The 17929-nt window shown below is 48.2% G+C and carries 17 protein-coding genes; 11 read left to right on the top strand and 6 right to left on the bottom strand.

What is annotated here, in order from left to right; all coding sequences use genetic code 11:
* The first annotated feature begins 8 nt into the window (after positions 1–8).
* The 4 genes from FTX54_RS03590 (at position 9) to FTX54_RS03575 (ending at position 4483) form a co-directional block, all read left to right on the top strand.
* Positions 9–767: a DeoR/GlpR family DNA-binding transcription regulator gene (locus tag FTX54_RS03590; protein WP_147804414.1), complete on the top strand. Its 759-nt coding sequence runs from the start codon at positions 9–11 to the stop codon at positions 765–767.
* Positions 764–1693 carry a 1-phosphofructokinase gene (gene pfkB / locus FTX54_RS03585; protein WP_147804413.1) on the top strand — a complete coding sequence of 310 codons (930 nt, stop codon included), beginning with the start codon at positions 764–766 and terminating at the stop codon, positions 1691–1693. The genes FTX54_RS03590 and pfkB overlap by 4 nt, the downstream gene beginning before the upstream one ends.
* Entirely contained in the window at positions 1690–3606 is a 1917-nt protein-coding gene (locus FTX54_RS03580; RefSeq protein ID WP_147804412.1) for a PTS fructose transporter subunit IIABC, read from the top strand. Before pfkB ends, FTX54_RS03580 begins: the two co-directional genes overlap by 4 nt.
* A 289-nt stretch (positions 3607–3895) precedes the next feature.
* A complete protein-coding gene (locus FTX54_RS03575; RefSeq protein WP_147804411.1) occupies positions 3896–4483 on the top strand; it encodes a hypothetical protein in 588 nt (195 codons plus the stop codon).
* An 87-nt stretch (positions 4484–4570) separates the two neighbouring features.
* Here the strand turns inward: FTX54_RS03575 and FTX54_RS03570 are convergent, their stop codons facing one another.
* Complete coding sequence (locus FTX54_RS03570; protein ID WP_147804410.1) at positions 4571–4753, bottom strand: YqaE/Pmp3 family membrane protein; 183 nt, start codon at positions 4751–4753, stop codon at positions 4571–4573.
* 309 nt (positions 4754–5062) lie between these two features.
* Here FTX54_RS03570 and FTX54_RS03565 point away from each other — a divergent pair, with 309 nt between their 5' ends.
* From FTX54_RS03565 to FTX54_RS03545, 5 genes are all read left to right on the top strand, one after another.
* Entirely contained in the window at positions 5063–6721 is a 1659-nt protein-coding gene (locus FTX54_RS03565) for a PQQ-binding-like beta-propeller repeat protein (protein ID WP_147804409.1), read from the top strand.
* A gap of 673 nt (positions 6722–7394) precedes the next feature.
* Positions 7395–8129 (top strand): (Fe-S)-binding protein, encoded by a 735-nt coding sequence (locus FTX54_RS03560; RefSeq protein WP_147804408.1) that lies wholly within the window; start codon positions 7395–7397, stop codon positions 8127–8129.
* Entirely contained in the window at positions 8126–9550 is a 1425-nt protein-coding gene (locus tag FTX54_RS03555; protein ID WP_147804407.1) for a LutB/LldF family L-lactate oxidation iron-sulfur protein, read from the top strand. Before FTX54_RS03560 ends, FTX54_RS03555 begins: the two co-directional genes overlap by 4 nt.
* Positions 9528–10235: a LutC/YkgG family protein gene (locus tag FTX54_RS03550; RefSeq protein ID WP_147804507.1), complete on the top strand. Its 708-nt coding sequence runs from the start codon at positions 9528–9530 to the stop codon at positions 10233–10235. The genes FTX54_RS03555 and FTX54_RS03550 overlap by 23 nt, the downstream gene beginning before the upstream one ends.
* Positions 10236–10249: 14 nt before the next feature.
* On the top strand, positions 10250–10963 hold the full coding sequence (locus FTX54_RS03545; protein ID WP_147804406.1) for a FadR/GntR family transcriptional regulator: 714 nt from the start codon (positions 10250–10252) through the stop codon (positions 10961–10963).
* A 90-nt stretch (positions 10964–11053) separates the two neighbouring features.
* Here FTX54_RS03545 and FTX54_RS03540 read toward each other — a convergent pair whose 3' ends face one another.
* Positions 11054–12100, bottom strand: coding sequence for an acyl-CoA/acyl-ACP dehydrogenase (locus tag FTX54_RS03540; protein WP_147804405.1), 1047 nt, complete (start codon positions 12098–12100; stop codon positions 11054–11056).
* A gap of 28 nt (positions 12101–12128) precedes the next feature.
* Complete coding sequence (locus FTX54_RS03535; RefSeq protein WP_147804404.1) at positions 12129–12653, bottom strand: DUF4242 domain-containing protein; 525 nt, start codon at positions 12651–12653, stop codon at positions 12129–12131.
* Between the two features lie 152 nt (positions 12654–12805).
* Between FTX54_RS03535 and FTX54_RS03530 the strand changes: the two genes are divergently transcribed.
* Positions 12806–13252, top strand: a complete 447-nt coding sequence (locus FTX54_RS03530; RefSeq protein ID WP_147804403.1) for a winged helix-turn-helix transcriptional regulator — start codon at positions 12806–12808, stop codon at positions 13250–13252.
* 378 nt (positions 13253–13630) lie between these two features.
* Here FTX54_RS03530 and FTX54_RS03525 read toward each other — a convergent pair whose 3' ends face one another.
* From FTX54_RS03525 to FTX54_RS03515, 3 genes are read right to left on the bottom strand one after another with little or no spacing between them, the layout of a single operon-like run.
* On the bottom strand, positions 13631–14392 hold the full coding sequence (locus FTX54_RS03525) for an ABC transporter permease (RefSeq protein ID WP_147804402.1): 762 nt from the start codon (positions 14390–14392) through the stop codon (positions 13631–13633).
* A 3-nt stretch (positions 14393–14395) separates the two neighbouring features.
* Complete coding sequence (locus FTX54_RS03520) at positions 14396–15352, bottom strand: ABC transporter substrate-binding protein (protein WP_147804401.1); 957 nt, start codon at positions 15350–15352, stop codon at positions 14396–14398.
* Between the two features lie 17 nt (positions 15353–15369).
* Positions 15370–16152 carry an ABC transporter ATP-binding protein gene (locus tag FTX54_RS03515; RefSeq protein WP_187254607.1) on the bottom strand — a complete coding sequence of 261 codons (783 nt, stop codon included), beginning with the start codon at positions 16150–16152 and terminating at the stop codon, positions 15370–15372.
* Between the two features lie 605 nt (positions 16153–16757).
* Between FTX54_RS03515 and FTX54_RS03510 the strand changes: the two genes are divergently transcribed.
* The gene (locus tag FTX54_RS03510; protein WP_147804399.1) at positions 16758–17867 is read left to right on the top strand and encodes an MFS transporter; all 1110 of its coding nucleotides are present in this window, start codon (positions 16758–16760) and stop codon (positions 17865–17867) included.
* Positions 17868–17929: the final 62 nt, after the last annotated feature.

The following is a 17929-nucleotide window of genomic DNA, read 5'->3' as shown; positions in this document are numbered from 1 at the left end:
GATGGCAGATGTTAACGTTTGAACGCCAGGATATCATTCTTTCCATCCTGAAGCAGCAGAAGGTTGCCAAGCTTGCCGAACTCACTCAGGCTACCGGCGCATCAGAGTCAACGATCCGCCGCGACTTAAGTGAGCTCGAGCGTAAGCAGAAATTAAAGCGCATACATGGAGGTGCCTCCCTCCCTTCCCGTAAGTCCGATGAACCGGACATGACGGAGAAAAAGGTGTCTTACACTGAGGAAAAGCGGCGCATAGGCCAATTGGCCGCAAAGCTTGTAGAAGATGGCGATTCGATTTATATTGACGCCGGCACTACTACAGAAGCAATAATCAGTCACATTCAGGCAAAAAACGTCACCATTGTCACTAACGGACTGAATATTATAGAAACTGCTATCCATTATGGCTTCCGCACTTATGTTATCGGAGGCTATGTCAAAACAGGCACACATGCTTTCGTCGGCAAAACAGCACAGGAAGCCATGCGACAATACCGCTTCGACAAAGCATTTATTGGAACGAACGGAATCGACCAGGAGTTCGGCTATTCCACACCCGATCCTGAGGAAGCCTACATTAAACAGCTGGCGATCGAAGAAGCCCAGCAGGCCTACGTTCTCGCCGATGCCTCGAAGCTCGACCGCACATCGTTTACCCGTTTTGCCTCCCTTGAGGAAGCCGATTTAATTACCGAAGCCAGTGAAGAAACGGCTGAGTATCTCGAACAGCTCTCAGAATATACTTCTATTGAGGCGGTGAAAACATGATCTACACAGTAACCTTGAACCCGTCGATTGATTACCTTGTTCGAGTAGACAATTTCAAGCTTGGGGAAACGAACCGGGCCGTCGATCAGTATATCGTTCCCGGGGGAAAAGGTATTAACGTATCGAAAGTGCTCGACTCTTTCGGCATTCCTACAAAACTGTTTGGTTTTACGGCTGGCTTCACAGGTACATTTATCGAAACGGAACTCCGTCAGCAGGGTCTCGATACTGCTTTCGTCCCTGTAAAAGGAACGACACGGATCAATGTGAAGCTGAAAACGGAATCAGAAACAGAAGTTAACGGCATGTCCCCGGATATTTCTGAAGCGGATGTCGAGAGCCTTCAGCAACAGATTGCCTCTTTAGCTTCCGGAGATACACTCGTTCTTTCCGGAAGCCTGCCCGGTACGCTCCCGCCGGACGCTTATTACAAACTGGCGGCAGAAGCAAAAGCAAACGGAGTCAGAACAGTCGTGGATACGAGCGGAGAACCTCTCCGACTCGCCCTGCAGGCAGAACCCTTTCTGATTAAACCGAACATCGCCGAACTGGAAGGATTATACAACGAGCGTGCCGAAACTATAGAAGAAGTGATCATGCTCGCTGAAAAAGCCGTTCAGGACGGAGCTGAAAACGTTCTCGTCTCCCGCGGTGGACAACCGGCCCTGCTTGTTACAGCTGATGCCGTGCTGACAGCTACCATTCCAAATGGAACGGTGAAAAACTCGGTCGGCGCCGGCGATTCGATGGTTGCGGGATTTCTTTACAGCTACGAGCAGCACCAGGATATAGAAAAAGCGCTTCAATACTCTACAGCGTTTGGTTCCGCCACCGCTTTTTCACAAAATTTTGTTACCCGTGAGTCGATGGAGCAGCTGCTTCCGGAGATTCAAGTCACGCACTTTAAAAAGGGGGAAAAGACATGAACATTACAGAGCTGTTGAAAAAGGACACGATGATTCTGGATTTAACTGCCCGCTCCAAAGAAGATGTTATCCATGAGCTTGCAGCGAAGCTGGACACAGCCGGTCACCTCACAGACCGAAATGCATTTATCGAAGCAATTAAAGAAAGAGAGTCCCAGAGCTCCACCGGGATTGGAGAAGGCGTCGCAATTCCTCACGCGAAGGTTGCTGCAGTGACGGAGCCTGCTATCGTCTTCGGACGAACGCAGGACGGTATCGATTACGACTCCCTGGACGGAGAAAAAGCACATTTGTTTTTCATGATCGCTGCAAGTGAAGGCGCAAATGAAACGCACCTTCAGGCTCTCTCCCGCCTTTCAACACTTTTGATGGATGAAGACTTCCGCCAGACGCTGCTCTCAGCTGATTCCGAAGAGGAGATTTTGAAAGCGGTTGATTCCAAAGAAAAAGAAAAGCTCGCAGCAGCCGAAGCGGAAAAAGCTGAACAGGCAGAAAAAGATAAGCAGCGGGCGGCTGTCACTGATTCCTCCACACCGTTTTTCGTCGCAGTTACAGGCTGCCCGACAGGCATTGCGCATACGTATATGGCTGCCGACGGACTGAAAGATGCTGCTAAAAAACTCGGCTACGACATTAAAGTAGAAACAAACGGGTCTGACGGTGTTAAAAACCGCCTTACCCAGGATGACATCAACCGTGCAGACGCTGTTATTATCGCAGCTGACACGAAAATTGAAACAGACCGGTTCGACGGCAAAAAACTGATTAACGCTCCTGTCACGGCTGGTATCCGCCGTCCCGAAAAACTACTTCAGGAAGCGGAAAAAGGTGATATTTCCGTCCACCGCGCATCCGGAAAAGAATCCGGAGGAGAAAAATCTCAGGGATCCGGAACTGGTATTTACAAGCACCTGATGAGCGGTGTATCCAACATGCTTCCATTCGTTGTCGGTGGTGGTATTCTCATAGCCCTTTCCTTCTTCTTTGAAGATCCGGTCAGCGGCGAAATGGGACCATTCGGAGAAATTCTCTCCACGATCGGCGGCGCAAATGCCTTCTTCTTACTCGTTCCTGTGCTTGCCGGTTTTATTGCCTACAGCATCGCTGACCGCCCTGGTTTTGCTGCCGGTATGGTCGGTGGCCTTATGGCCCACAACGGTGAAGCAGGTTTCCTTGGCGGTATTATCGCCGGTTTTCTTGCCGGTTATCTCGTTCTCGGTATCCGCAAGCTGTTTGGATTTATGCCGGCTTCCCTGGAAGGGATAAAAACAATTCTCGTTCTTCCGCTGTTCGGTATCTTCACGACCGGTTTAATTATGTACTTCCTTATCGTTCCTCTCGCTGCCATTCAGACAACCGTTGTTGCATGGCTGGGCGGTATGGAAACAGGAAACGCCGTTATCCTTGGTTTAATCATCGGCGGCATGATGGCTGTCGACATGGGCGGTCCTATCAACAAATCCGCTTACGCCTTCGGTATTGCTATGATCGATGCGGGCAACTTTGCACCAATCGCTGCCATTATGGCTGGTGGAATGGTTCCCCCATTAGGTATCGCCTTAGCAACAACGTTCTTTAAGAAAAAGTTTACGAAAGAAGAGCAGGATGCAGGTAAAACCAACTATATCCTCGGTGCTTCCTTTATTACAGAAGGAGCCATCCCGTTCGCCGCAGCAGATCCGGGACGGGTCATTCCGGCAGTCATTGCCGGGTCCGCTACAGCAGGTGCTCTGGCCATGCTGTTTGGAAACGCAACTCCGGCTCCTCACGGTGGTATTTTTGTCATCGGACTTGTCGAGAACGCGCCGCTTTACATCCTGGCCATTCTTGCCGGCGCCGCAGTCACTATGGTTCTTCTCGGAATTTTGAAAAAAGATATTCAAGTGCCGACTCAGACGAACAAAGCGGCATAAGCAATAAGGAAAAGAGCTTCAGCGCAGATGCTGGAGCTCTTTTTTGTTTTTCCACATGCCACTTGTCATGAACCGGCTTTCTTATCAATCAAATTTACGATTAACAAAACCTAACGTGCATGCACCTGGCTGCCAAAAACTGTGTAAACAACTATCTCCGTCGTAAGGCTCATAATAATTCTTTAGAGTGAATTAATTGCCTATAAATCATTGATTAAAAACCCATAATGTGTCATATTTACTATTAGAAGGATGGTACATATTACAAAATAAAGGAGAGATTATGAGAATGCTTAAAAAATGGATAGTAAGTATGACTAGTGTTGCAATTATCGGTTTTGGCGGAATGACCTCTGTCCATGCAGATCACGAAGAAGGTACCATCAATTGTGGCGACCTGGAAACGGGAGACGATGTTTGGGAATTCTGGGAAGAGCACGGCTACAGCTCTGAAAACGACCCGGAAGGTCTTGACGGTGACAGTGACGGACTTCCATGTGAAGGAAAAACAGGAGACATGGCTGATCAGTTCTATACTTATGACGACGAGCAGACAGGCAACGATGTAGAAAACAATAACAACGAAAACAATAACGGAAATAACACAGAAGAAGAAGCAGCAAACGAAAATAATAATAACAACAACGCCAATAATAATTACAACAATAACAATGAAAATAACAACAACCATAATAACGTCAATAACCACAATAACGATAACAACAATGCAAACGAAGCAGCTGCTTCTGATAACAACCATGAAGGTAACGAAATGGCGGATACGTCCACTACGTACCCAATGATGGCGCTGTTCGGCGTAATTGCTGTCGGTGCTGGTGCTTTCATGCTCTTCGGCCGAAAGACGAGCCAGGCGTAAAAGAAGGATCGAATGTGCCATCCTCTTCGTTCAATCAATATTTTCATAAAAAAAGAGCTTCAGCATTTCCGCTGAAGCTCTTTTTTATTATTGACGAATGTACTTTTCCATTCGTGCATCGTCTTTCATTTCTTTAACTACCAGAATCGCATGAATCATGCCCGGGACATAAAACATAAGCGTCAGCACGAGATTTATTAAAGCCTGAATCGGCTTTCCTGCCAGCAGGACAGCTACCGGCGGCAGAAGTACGGCTAAAAGCCACATCATACGTCTTCACCTCTCTTTTTTCATTATGTCTCTCTATTCCCTTATAGGATGGTATTTACGCTTCTGTTTTTCATTTTTTTACGAGTACTCCGCTATGCAGGTTCGGGGCCGTTTTCTTTCATGTAATAATCATCGTCTTTCCTTCGAAAATGACGTCCAGTAAAAAACGGATACCCCTCCCCTTATTGGGAAGACTGGGCAGATATGATACCCTGATAAACAGCATGAAAGTCACAGAAAAAGTCCTCCTTCTCTTTGGAAGGAGTGGGCTATTCCTGCTTGCAAAAATTTAATCAATGGAGGAAGTTTATGAGAAAAGCGATTTTTTTATCCAGCCTGCCGACGCTTCTTATGACAGCCGCATGCTCCTCGGACAGCGGAGCTTTCGGAAACAGCCCGGACAACGAAGAAAATACGGAAAACAGCCAAAATGAAAATGCTGCAAATAATGAAAGCGACGAAAACGAAGGATTACCGAAGGAAGAAAACGAAAATAATTCTACGACTGAGGAGGAAGCGCAGGAAAGCTGGGACCCTGTCACCTCCTATGAGCAGAACCTCGAAAACGTGAACTATGAAACGGAAAGCAGCGAAACGATCTCCTCCATATTCCCGGAAAATTATACAAATACCGAAGGCGTGCTGACTTTCCGCGGAAATAACCTGCGTGACTCTCCTTCCTACGGGCAAGCAGATGTTCAGGACGAGGAACTTGAAGTTATCTGGGAGAAACCGACCGGCCGCAGCGAAGAATGGGGCGGCGGAGCCGGATGGACCGGTCAGCCTGTAATTGTAAACTGGGACGATGACATTCAGGAGAATCTGGCCTTGCATGAAGAAAAAAATTCTGATGATCTTGTAGAAGTAATTCAAGGGTCACTCGATGGCAGCGTCTATTTCCTCGACCTGGAAGACGGTAGTGAAACAAGAAACCCTATAGACATCGGCAATCCGATTAAGGGAAGCGTATCTCTGGATGCAGCGGGCACCCCGCTGCTATATGTCGGCGACGGTGTTCCTGAAGGTGAATCTTTCGGCTTCCGGCTGTTTGATTTATACACGAACGAGAAGCTTCATTTTCAGACCGGGCGGGATGACTACGCATTCCGTGAGTGGGCCGCTTTTGACAGCTCCGCTCTCTTTAACAGAGAAGATGACGTACTGCTCACGGGCGGAGAGAACGGTCTGCTCTACAATGTGCAGCTTAATACCGATCACGACGCAGAAGCCGGTGAGGTTTCTATCGACCCCGACGTCAAAACGAGCCGCTACGAGGCGGATGACCATGAATATCAGGGTATCGAAAGCTCCCTTGCGGCCTACAAGAATCTCGTTTATTTCGCAGACAACAGCGGAACGATCACTGCATACGACACGAAGACGAATGAACCCGCCTGGATGCTTCCTCCGCTCGACGATACCGATTCCACTATTGTTCTTGAGATTGAAGACGGGCATCCATATCTTTACACCGGTTCCGAAGTGGATAATATCGGGGAAAACGGGACTTCTTATTTAAGAAAAATTGACGGCCTGACCGGCGAAGAAGTCTGGAGCACGGGCTACGATGCCTACTATTATCCGGATGTCGTCGGAGGCGTTCTCGCCACTCCCGTTGTCGGAAAAGAAGACATCGACGACCTTGTTATCTTCACTGTCGCACGAACAACAGATGTTTACGAAGGTACGATGACGGCGCTCGATAAAGAAACAGGAGAAGAAGTATGGACATGGGAAATGGAGGATTACGCCTGGAGCTCGCCTGCTCCTCTGTATCAGGAAGAAGGTCCGACCTACCTCATTCAGGGGGACTGGCAGGGTAACCTTCACCTGATCGAAGCAGCTACCGGGGAACGAAAAGATACCCTCGATCTTGGAGCTAATATCGAAGCCTCCCCTGCCGTTTACAACGATAAAATTGTTCTCTCGACAAGAGCCGATACGATATTTGGAATTGAAGTGAAATAGTTCTCTGGAAAAGATCTCTGAATAGAAATTGATGCGCTCAGGCAGGATGCTCTAAAGAAAAGAAATGAACCAGCATACAGAGCTGAGATTTCAATATGAAAACACCTTCGATTCATATGTTCGTCAAGAACTTGATCGAAGGTGTTTTTATTTTTCATTTCTTTTAAAAACGTCTTTTAGAAATTGAAATGCAGCAGGAAATTACTTCTACTGCTGCTAATGTGTTTTCCCTTTCAAATTCTAAAGCCGAATGAAAAATTCGTCAGCCTGGTTTTTAAAAACGGCTGATGAAACCCTGCTTCCTAAATACCCGAAACAACAGGTTGCATTATAGATCTCCTCTGTTATAATGTAAGCACTTACACCAGACATCTGATGACCTGTTCTTTCTATGAATGTCTCTAATATTTTTTACGTATAATGAATGAAATAGTATCTTCCATCGTAAATTGCAAGTGAGACATGCCACCATCCTTTTTCAGTAGTGCTCTTTTTATTCTATCAGGAGTCACTGCCTCTCCCATAAGACTCGCTTAAACCTTTTCTTTGCTGAAGCCTTGTAGTTCCGAATGGTTTTATGGTTTCTGCCTGAATGCATAAAACCTGCTTCATCTATGTACGGACCGCTTTTGGAGCTGCTCCGAAATATGCTTAACTTACTGGAGGTTTACCTATGAATGTGTCTTTATTTATTACCTGCCTGGCTGATGCTGTCTACCCTTCTTCTGTTGGACGCAGCACTGTTGAAGTGCTTGAACGGCTCGGATGCAGCGTTTCTTTCCCCCGGAATCAGACTTGCTGCGGACAACCCGCTTTTAACAGCGGCTATCATAAGGAAACGCAGAAAGTGGCCCGGCACATGATTGACACTTTCGAAGAGGCGGAGTGGGTCGTCACTCCCTCTGGTTCCTGTGCCACGATGATCCATGAATATAAAAAGCTTTTTTCCGATGATGAAAAATGGCAGAAGAAAGCAGAGGATCTCGCCGCAAAAACATATGAACTGACGCAGTTTATCGTCGACGTGCTCGGAGTCGAAAATGTTGGAGCGGAATTTCACGGCAGCGTCACCTATCATTCCTCCTGTCACATGACACGGCTGCTTGGCGTAAAAGAAGCACCGCGCATCCTGCTCGAAAATGTTGCTGGGCTCACGCTCACGGAGCTTCCTTTGAAAGAGCACTGCTGCGGATTCGGAGGGACATTTTCTGTGAAAATGATGCCGATTTCCCAGCAGATGGTGGACGAGAAGGTCCAGCATATTGAAGAAACGAAAGCTTCGTACTTAGTCGGATCCGATCTCGGATGTCTGATGAACATCGGCGGACGGATCGAGCGGACAGGAAAACCGGTGGAAGTTCTTCATATCGCAGAAATTTTAAACAGCAGAGGAGAGGATGCAGTATGAGTATCCGGATCAGCAATAAACCGTTTTTCGAACGGGTCGAAAAGGGAATCGACGATGAATTTATGCGCTCCGCTGTTTCCGGAGCCCAGGACCGGCTGGAAGGCCGTAAAGCGGAATCGACTGCTGAACTCGGAACGTGGGAGGACTGGCGTGACCATGCTGAAGAAATCCGCCAGCACACGCTTGAGAACCTCGACTTTTACCTTCAGCAGTTTGCCGAAAATGCTGCTGCCCAGGGCGGGCACGTCTTTTTCGCGGAAACGAAGGAAGAAGCGAATGAATACATTCAGTCCGTCATCCGCCGTAAAGAAGCCAAAAAAGTCGTGAAGGCAAAATCAATGGTAACGGAAGAAATCGGCATGAATGAAGCCATCCGTGAACTGGACTGTGAAGTGATCGAATCGGACCTCGGCGAATGGATTCTGCAGCTTGATGACCATGACCCTCCCTCCCACATCGTTGTACCGGCTCTCCATAAAAATAAAGAGCAGATCCGCGAGACTTTTCATGAAAAGAGAGGCTATGGTAAATCATCAGACCCGCAGGAGCTCGGACGATTTGCCCGCGAACAGCTGCGAAAAGAATTTTTAAGCGCAGACGTCGGTATTACCGGCTGTAACTTTGCTGTCGCAGAGTCCGGGTCCGTTTCTCTTGTTACGAATGAAGGGAACGCCCGCATGGTGACAGCCCTTCCGAAAACCCAGATCAGCGTCATGGGAATGGAAAGAATCGTACCTACGTGGGAGGAACTCGATGTCCTCGTAAGCATGCTCTGCCGGAGCGCCGTAGGTCAGAAGCTGACCAGCTATATTACCGGTCTCACCCCTTCAAAAGCACAGGATGAACATGCGCCTGAAGAATTTCATATTGTCATTGTCGACAACGGGCGGTCCAAAATCCTCGGCACCAAATATCAGAGTGCGCTGCAGTGCATCCGCTGCGCGGCCTGTATTAATGTGTGCCCTGTTTACCGGCACGTCGGCGGCCATTCCTACGGATCGATCTATCCGGGTCCAATTGGAGCAGTGCTCACTCCGCTTCTGGAAGGGTACGAAAATAATAAGGAGCTTCCGTTTGCCTCCTCCCTCTGTGCGGCTTGTACAGATGCGTGTCCGGTGAAAATCCCGCTGCATGAACTGCTTCTCGAACACCGGCGTGATATTGTCGAACACGAAAAAGGCGGTTTTACTGAAAAAATGGCCATGCAGGGCTTTGCCTATGCAGCAACCCATCCGAAGATGTTCCAGTTCGGAGGAAAAGCCGCTTCCCCTATCGTAGACAGATTCAGCGAAAAAGAGAGCGGCCCGGGACCTGTGAAACTCTGGACGCAGATCCGCACGCTGCCTTCCCAGAAAGACGACCGGTTCCGTGACTGGTTTGAAGAAAGGGAAAGGAGGAATAACGGTGGGAAAAATTCATAATCAGGAAGCTTTTTTATCCAACATCGCCGGACAGCTCGGCCGGGAAAGACGTACAGAGGGGGTGCAGCGTCCGCAGTGGAAAAAGCAGCCGCAGCAGGAGGTGTTTGCAGGTGCTTCCAAGGAGGAGCTTCAGGAGATTCTGATCCGCCAGTGCGGGACGATTCATACGTCCGTCGACACAACGACCACGTCCGATCTCCCGAAAACGCTGAATGAAGCTCTCGAAAAGTTCGGATCCTCCCCTGCTGTCTACTGGGAAGACGAACGGTTTCATTCATTCGGCCTCGATCCGGTGCTGGAAGCTCTTCCGGAAAGCAGAGCCTGGTCCGACGAAGACCGGGAAGAAATGACGGCCTTTGCAGAACGGGCTAAAATCGGGGTAACGTTTTCCGATATTACTCTCGCGGAGTCCGGAACGGTCGTCCTCTTCAGTGCTCCCGGTAAAGGACGGGCCGTAAGCCTTCTTCCGGAAGTGCATATAGCCCTGATTCCACGATCCACGCTCGTGCCGAGGATGACTCAGGCTGCAGAAGAGATCCACCGTATGCGGAAGGAAGAAGGCCGCGTTCCATCGTGTGTCAATTTCATTTCCGGTCCCAGCAACTCCGCTGATATCGAAATGCGTCTGCTCGTCGGGGTGCACGGCCCGGTATCCGCCCACTACATTATTATTGAAGATGCCTGAAGGAGACGAACAATATGAGCTTCAAGCAGATACAGACTAAAAAAATATCTGAAATTGTCCGGGAACAGATCGAGGAAAGGATGCGTGCCGGGAAAATCCAGCCGGGGGATAAACTCAGTTCTGTCGTTCAGCTTGCTGAAGAGTTCCAGGTGAGCCGTTCCGCTGTCCGCGAGGCTCTGAGTGCCCTCCGTGCAGTCGGTGCCGTCACAATCCGTCAGGGGGAAGGAACATTTGTAAACGAATACGATTTTTCCGGCATATTTGATCCTTTAAAAAAAGAACGGGTAATTTCAAAACAGGAAATGCTCGACCTTTTTGAAGTGCGTAAAATCATCGAAGCGGGTACTGCCGAGCTTGCGGCCCTGAAACGAACCGGGCAGAATTTACAGGAAATAAGAGACGCTCTCACAGACATGGAAACCGCTTCCGAAGAAAGTGTCGGTGAGGCTGCCGATGTTTCTTTTCATCTGGCTGTCGCTGCATCTACACAAAACAAAACGATGGTGCAGATGATGGAACAACTGGCTGATACTCTTCGCAGAACGATGTTTGAAGCAAGACGTGTCTGGTTATTTTCGGAGAAGAAGTCGCTCAACCGCCTTTTCGAAGAACATATGCACATTTATGAGGCGATTGCAGCATCCGATCCGGAAGCTGCCCGAACGGCTATGCTTGCCCATCTTTCCCACGTGGAAACGACGATTATAGAAGGCAGTGAGCTGGCCTAGTTCCAATTATGTACGCAAAAAGCTGCGCCGGATAAATCCAGCGCAGCTTTTTGTATGGAGGAAATATAAAGTTTCTTTACCTAATTCCCTTTACTGCAGCATCTTTTCCAAATGCTTTACTGTCGGAGTAAGGTTCATGAAGAAATACGCTTCCCGAAGCCGACGGCCGTCTGCGCTTGTCTGCAGGTAGGCTGCGCCTCCTGCATGCATCATCGCAGCGTGGACCGCTTCCATTGTTAAATAAGCGGCGGTCCGTCTCACGGAAAGAATCCCTTTCCACGTGACGCCTGCTTCAAGCAGTTCAGTAAATTCCTGCTGAACGGCATCGAAACGATCCTGCAGATCATCTGCCTGCACAGGAAGAAGTTCATTAACGCCTCCCTGTTTCGCTGCGCACCTGCGCACAGACTTAATCGATGCCTCGACGACCCCCAGTCCGACAGGCACCTGGTATGTGACGAAATAAGGACGGATCTTTTGAATAAATGAGTCCGCGTCTTCCGCAAGAATCTGTTCATCCGGTACAAACACGTGGTCAAAGCGGCAGGCGTATGTTGCGCTTCCATTCAGTCCCAGATAAGAGACCTTTTCTTTCAGCTCCAGGTTTTCCTGACTGCAGGAAACGAAAGCCATAATCCGCTTATCACTGTCGACTTCTGCGACCGCACCGAACCAGTGATCCTCCCCTAGATTGGAGACAGCGGGAAGGGCACCTTTCAGCGTATAGCCTCCGTTAACACGCTCCGCTTTTAAGTGAAGCTTTTCTAATCCGGCATAATATTTCATCGGATTGGACAACCCTGTTGCTCCAAGAAGTTCCCCGTTTTCCAGAGCTGGCAGAAACCGGTCCTTTAAGCTCTGATTCTCCGTATGGCGTACATATGTTAATGCGGCCATATGGCACCACAGGTTAAATCCGGTCGTCATACAGTAGGAAGAAACGTTCTGCACGACGTTCACTTCCTGTCTGGCCGCTTCTGCCACCGTTATTCCTTCCGAAGATAAAAAGCCGTTTTTCCCAATTTCAAGCAGAAATTCTTTTGGATAATAGGCTTTTTCATCGATCGAGCGGACGAGCGGCTTCAGATCCTTCTGAAGCAGAGTGTCCAGTTGTACATCGTAGTTGAGTGCATGCACGGTAAGGGCCCTCCCTTTCAATTCCTGACTATTTTTTGTCAGACAGCTGGGTGATGTTGTCGATTGGTGCTTTTACTGCTTCGCGTGCGCGGACTACAGATTCGTCGTCCGGTGCGTCGTAAAAGCAGAGACATTTAGTCATATCTTCACAGACATACGTTCTGGAAAACGAAACTTCCGGTACTTCTGCATAGTGCACGGAGTTTTTCTTTTTGCGTTCGAGGTACTGATCCATCGTCAGGTTATCCGGAAGATTCCATTCGACGAGATAGTTGATTTTTTCTTTCTGTTTCTTTGCTTCCTCCAGCTCCTGCCCGACGATCCGTACTTCCTTCGCCAGGTCCACCGGCAGCTGTTCTCCTTCAAGTGCTGATTTTAGTCCAGCTTCCTCTTCTGCTTCAAAAATGAAGAAAGCGCGGCCGAAGTCGGATGCAACCTGTACTTCAATGAGTTCCTCCTGAAGGTTCTGTTCGAGACTGCTTACTTTTTCCTCAAATGCTTCTGTATTTTTCAAATTTTCATTTAGGGATGATTCGATTAAATATAGTGCCATTGATTAACTTCCTCCTCATATTTTATAATTCCTATAAGCTTGATATGGATTATTTTATCGTATAGAGTTAAAAAAAACAACCTGCTTGTTTAAGAAATCCAAAATTTACGCTATACTATACTTTATCGATGCGATAAAAAGGAGATTTTCCCATGAAAAAACGTTATCCGCTTGAATGCAATATTGCCCAGACGCTGAATCTGGTCGGCGATCGATGGACGATGCTCGTCCTTCATGAAGTGCTCGTCGGCCGCGAAACGTTTAACTATATGAAGCAGCAGCTCACCGGCATCTCTGCCAACATCCTTTCTGAACGTCTGAAGCACCTCGAGCAGCTTGGTCTTATTGAAAGCACGCTTTATTCCGATCATCCGCCGCGTCACAGCTACCGGCCGACAGAAAGCGGGCAGGCGTTCAGCAAAGTGTTTGATTCCATGCTGATCTGGGGACGGGATCATCTCGATGAGTGCTATAAAAAGCTCGTGCATACGGAATGCCAGAGCGAAGTGGCCATTGATTACTACTGCGCATGCTGCGAAAAGCGTGTCTCTCAGGAAGAAGTTCAACCGGTTGAGCTGGAAAAAGAGAAAGTTCAATAAAACTAACTGCGGTAAGTAAAAGCCCCTGCCAATTTTCAGGCAGGAGCTTTTTTTGCGTAAACGTCGATGATTTCCAAAAAGCGATATTTATAGGAGTCTAATCTATTTGATATAGTTTGAAGTTTCTTTCTGAACAAGGTGAATGATTTCCACTCCAGGCCAGCAGCGAATTCTCTCTAATGGGCTGCCTTGAAAATAAAGTAGATAAACGTGCGCTTTCGTTTCCATGGGGACGCAGGTCCTACCCGGAAACCTCCTCCACGGCAGAGCTGCAGCGAAGTTCTCTACATTTATCAACGCTGGACTTTCACCGAGCTGTCTAATAAAACAAAGGCTGCCTTGAAAATAACGTCAGCGCTAAGGAATTTTCTGTTTCGCTTAACTTTCAACGCCCCACTGCCGGCCGATCCATTTTTCGAAAAGACCGATCGCTTTATCCAACAGCAGACCGAGAACACCGATAAAAAAGATGCCGGCAAGAACGAGGTCAAGATCGAGCGCATTACGTGAGTCAACGATCAGGTAGCCAAGACCCGACTGAGCACCGATCATCTCCCCCGCCACGAGGAAAATCCAGGCCGTACCGACGGCAATATGAAGTCCGTTGGCGATGTACGGAAACGAAGCCGGGAAAATAATTTTCCAGAGCAGCGAAGTCCGGCTCAGCTCCAAATTTTCTGCAAGCTTCAAATATGTCGGATCGATCTTTTTCACTGCGGAAACGGTGGAAAGCAGCACCGGGAAAAAAGCGGCTATAAAAATAATCACAATCGCAGGCATATTGCCGATACCAAACCAGAGAACGATAAACGGGGACCAGGCAACAGGAGCAACCGGCCGAAGCACCTGTACGATCGGGTCCACCACCCGCCAGATATGGGTTGTTCTAGCAAGCAGAAGTCCGAGAACGACTGCCACGACAACAGCTGTTATGTATCCAACGAAAAAACGGAAAAGGCTTATCTGTACATGAGTGAAAAGAGTTCCGTCCTGAATAATAGAGACAATGCCCCAGAAAACCATCAGCGGAGAAGGGAGCAGCGCTTCCGGATAATTGCCTAGCCAGATGACCGACTGCCAGACGGCTATAACTATAATAAATGCTGTAAGCGCGTAGAGTAGTGTATGAGCCAGTTTCATGCGTTAACTCCTTTCTTCCAGATACTTGCGATTTACAAAATCATCGAATTCCGGCGGCACGTCCACCAGCTGCATTTCCATCAATTTTTCACGCAGGTAGTCGTATTCTTCTCTTTCTATATCAAGGTTGTCATAGGAAATCCATTCCAGAGAAAGTTCCAGTGCTCCCTCTTCCACAGGCAGATACGAAGCATGAGTAGCAAGCGATTCCTCCGAACCGTCTCCTGCTTTTTCACTTGCTGCAAGATAGCCTTCCATAAATTGATCGGCCGCTTCCGGGGAGTTCTCCATAAAGTCTTCCCGCAGAACGAGCGCACAGCAGAGACAGTTATCCGGGCAGAATTCGCTCGACTGGTAGAGGACTTCTCCCACTTCGTTTGTCACGCCGAGTGCTCCGAATGGTTCCGCTACAATATAACTGGAGACACGATTTTCCGACAAAGCCGCCGGCATTTCCGGCGGAGGCATTTCCACTACGTTAACGTCCTCGTACTGAAGACCGTTTCGTGAGAGCATTTCATCAAGCAGCAGGTTATGAGCAGAAAGCGTATGTGGAATCGCAACCGTTTCCCCTTTTAAATCAGCCACGCTTTCGATTTCCGGATCTACAATGATCGGATTACCTTCACGGTGGCCCAGCGCCATCGCCTGAATATCAATACCTCTTTCCCTTGCTTTCATGGCCAGTTCAAATAAAACGGACGCTCCATCAATGCGCCCGGTGTTCAAAGCATCCATCAGCTCAATCCAGCTGCTGAATTGGATCAGTTCAACTTCGACTCCGTCCAGATACTGCGTTTGGTTCTCATCAAGGAAATAAAGCGGAGCGGCATGCGTAATCGGCAGGTGGCCGAGACGGATTACTTCCCGATTCTCTTCCGCGCTTGGCGGAGTTCCGCAGGCGGAGAGAACGATGGAGGAGATGAGGCCGTAACTGAGTATGATTTTCTGTTTCTTCACAATGGTCCCCCCCTGTATTAAATGTTGTATTCCACCGATTGATCCCGCTGACTGAAATCAAACTCGTCCAGTATCAGCTTGCGGTAATACTGAAAATCACGGTGACTGCGGTCCCGCGGCTTCGGCAGTTCGATATCCACAGTCCGTCGGATTCGTCCCGGATTTGCATCCATCATGAAGATACGGTCGGATAAGTAGACCGCTTCATCGATATCGTGCGTGACAAGAACGATGTTCGTTTTTTCCTGCTGCTGGATTTTCATCAGTTCATCCTGAAGATAATAGCGGGTAAACGTGTCTAAGGCCGCAAACGGTTCGTCCATCAGGATCATCTCCGGCCGGATAGCAAGTGCCCTGGCAATCGCCACACGCTGCTGCATTCCCCCGGAAAGCTGAGACGGGAACTGGTGAAGGCTGTCCTTCAGTCCTACGAGAGCCAAATACGTTTCTGCCCGCTCCCGCTGTTCAGAAGCAGAAAGTCCTTCCGGTTCCAGTCCAAGCTCGACATTTTTTAATACAGAACGCCATGGAAGAAGCGCATAATGCTGAAAGAGCATAATCGCTCGGCGTGAAGGATTAGTCACCTGTTCTCCTTCAAAAAGGACGCTGCCTTTCGTTGGTGCGTGAAAGCCGCCGATCACGTTAAGGAGCGTACTTTTTCCGCAGCCGCTTTTTCCGAGAATCGACACGGTCTCTCCGTCTTCAATGGATAAATTAATATTCTGAAGAACGGTTTCTTCTTTACTGTTTGTTTTGAACGTTTTGCCGACTTGATTCAACGTAACGAGAGATGCCCCCATAATCTACCTCCTGTACTTTTTCTATAAACCTTACCTGTTTACTCTGTTTTAGATTATATTAATATACTTAGTCATTAAAAACAACCTGATCTCGTTATTTTTCTTTCAGCTTTTGTTCATCGGATGTAATAACCTTAAAAACTCCTCTTCCACACATCATACATACAAAACAACAGCACACGACAGCATTCATAAAAATAGAAAAGTAACGATCTATGATATATTTAACTTATATCTTTTTCAAAGGCTAAGTTACTTTCTGCTGTTATCAGGGGGAAATTACGCTTCAACCCGGTATGGCAGCCCAGTTGGATGTCTGCAGTTTCTTTGGACTTCGGCGTGCGGGATCCTCTGCCCTTTTCTTTCAAAGAAACTTTCCGTTTCACTTTATTCCGGTATACAAGAATGAATCTCCGTTTTTTCAGGGGAAGGTACACGAAGTGGCCGAAAAACAGGGAGAAGTGGCAGAATTACAAAAAAAGTGGCAGAAAAAATAGAAGCTGCGGTGGAATTACGAGAGGTAATGGCCTGATTCGCCCTCCCATTCCTCCCCCCGCCTTTATAAAACAACACTCAGCTTGAAACATATAAAAAGGAGCCTCTCCGTGTCTAAGTTTATTTATCTGATTATCCTAATCGTCTTTCTTGATACTTTTATCCAGCTTCCTATTATTACTCCGTTCGCTCTCAGCCTCGGTGCTTCCGCCGCGCTTGCCGGAGCGATCGTTTCTATGTATTCATTGTCCAATATCGCCGGAAATATCATCGGCGGAGTCTGGATCGACCGCGCAGGAAGAAAGCACGTTTTTTTCTTCGGAATACCGATGGTGATTGGCATCGTACTGCTTTATCCGCTTGTGGAAAATGGGTATCAGCTGCTTTTCGTCCGCTTCCTGCACGGCCTCGCCGGGGGGCTGCTTGTACCCGCTGCGTTTGCCTTGATCGGTGACCGGGCGGCAGGAAACCGGAAAGTTATGGCATACGCAGGAGCCGCCATCGGTCTTTCTGCCATCACCGGTCCTGCCATCGGAGGCATTCTTGCAGCCCAGGGGAACTACAGCAGCGTCTATTTTTTAGTGGCCGCATTGTTTGCCGGATGCTTTCTGCTTGTCTATTTTTTTGTACCTGCCGGAAAGTCTGTAAAACAAAAAAGCGCTAACGGAAACTTCTCTGCTCTTTTGAAAAACAAACAAATCATTCAGGCGTGTCTGACCGCATTTGCGCTGATGGTCAGCAACGGAACGCTCGCTTTTGCCCTCCCTTTGAAAACGGAAGAACTAGGACTTACCTCGGCTTCGACTGGGATCCTGCTGAGTATTTACGGCATAACGGCGCTAGTGATCTTTCTTCCGCCGCAGAATAAAGTATACGAGCATTTTCAGCCTTTTTCGCTGGTCCTCAGTGGTCTTCTGTTTCTGGCTTTGTCGATGCTTCTGCTGAGTACTGCCGGCATTCAGACCGCTGTCTATGCAGCGATGGTTGTTTACGGCATCGGCTTCGCTTTTATCTTTCCGTCCATGAACCAGCTGATAGCGTCGGCTTCAAAGGATTCAGACCGCGGCCGGGCCTATGGGCTGTTCTATGCCTGTTTTTCCCTTGGGGTAGTCGCTGGCTCTGCCGGTTCCGGACTGATTGCACAGACGATCGGCATGCCCTTCTTAACTATTGCCGTGTTTACTGTTGCCTCCTTCTTTGCCCTGCGAATCAGCAGGTAAAGGAGATATTATAAACCGCCGATATTCACACTAAAAAGAAGCTGTCTCAAAAAATTTATCGA

Origin of the sequence: Alkalicoccus halolimnae (assembly GCF_008014775.2) — a bacterium.
GTDB classification, from domain to species: Bacteria; Bacillota; Bacilli; order Bacillales; family Salisediminibacteriaceae; genus Alkalicoccus; species Alkalicoccus halolimnae.
This window is presented reverse-complemented; position numbering and strand designations above follow the sequence as displayed.

What these genes read in the sequence shown, in the direction of transcription:
- FTX54_RS03590 (WP_147804414.1), top strand. Translation starts at nt 9, where the DNA reads ATGTTAACGTTTGAACGCCAGGATATCATTCTTTCCATCCTGAAGCAG.
- pfkB (WP_147804413.1), top strand. Translation starts at nt 764, where the DNA reads ATGATCTACACAGTAACCTTGAACCCGTCGATTGATTACCTTGTTCGA.
- FTX54_RS03580 (WP_147804412.1), top strand. Translation starts at nt 1,690, where the DNA reads ATGAACATTACAGAGCTGTTGAAAAAGGACACGATGATTCTGGATTTA.
- FTX54_RS03575 (WP_147804411.1), top strand. Translation starts at nt 3,896, where the DNA reads ATGCTTAAAAAATGGATAGTAAGTATGACTAGTGTTGCAATTATCGGT.
- FTX54_RS03570 (WP_147804410.1), bottom strand. Translation starts at nt 4,753, where the DNA reads ATGATGTGGCTTTTAGCCGTACTTCTGCCGCCGGTAGCTGTCCTGCTG.
- FTX54_RS03565 (WP_147804409.1), top strand. Translation starts at nt 5,063, where the DNA reads ATGAGAAAAGCGATTTTTTTATCCAGCCTGCCGACGCTTCTTATGACA.
- FTX54_RS03560 (WP_147804408.1), top strand. Translation starts at nt 7,395, where the DNA reads ATGAATGTGTCTTTATTTATTACCTGCCTGGCTGATGCTGTCTACCCT.
- FTX54_RS03555 (WP_147804407.1), top strand. Translation starts at nt 8,126, where the DNA reads ATGAGTATCCGGATCAGCAATAAACCGTTTTTCGAACGGGTCGAAAAG.
- FTX54_RS03545 (WP_147804406.1), top strand. Translation starts at nt 10,250, where the DNA reads ATGAGCTTCAAGCAGATACAGACTAAAAAAATATCTGAAATTGTCCGG.
- FTX54_RS03535 (WP_147804404.1), bottom strand. Translation starts at nt 12,653, where the DNA reads ATGGCACTATATTTAATCGAATCATCCCTAAATGAAAATTTGAAAAAT.
- FTX54_RS03530 (WP_147804403.1), top strand. Translation starts at nt 12,806, where the DNA reads ATGAAAAAACGTTATCCGCTTGAATGCAATATTGCCCAGACGCTGAAT.
- FTX54_RS03525 (WP_147804402.1), bottom strand. Translation starts at nt 14,392, where the DNA reads ATGAAACTGGCTCATACACTACTCTACGCGCTTACAGCATTTATTATA.
- FTX54_RS03515 (WP_187254607.1), bottom strand. Translation starts at nt 16,152, where the DNA reads ATGGGGGCATCTCTCGTTACGTTGAATCAAGTCGGCAAAACGTTCAAA.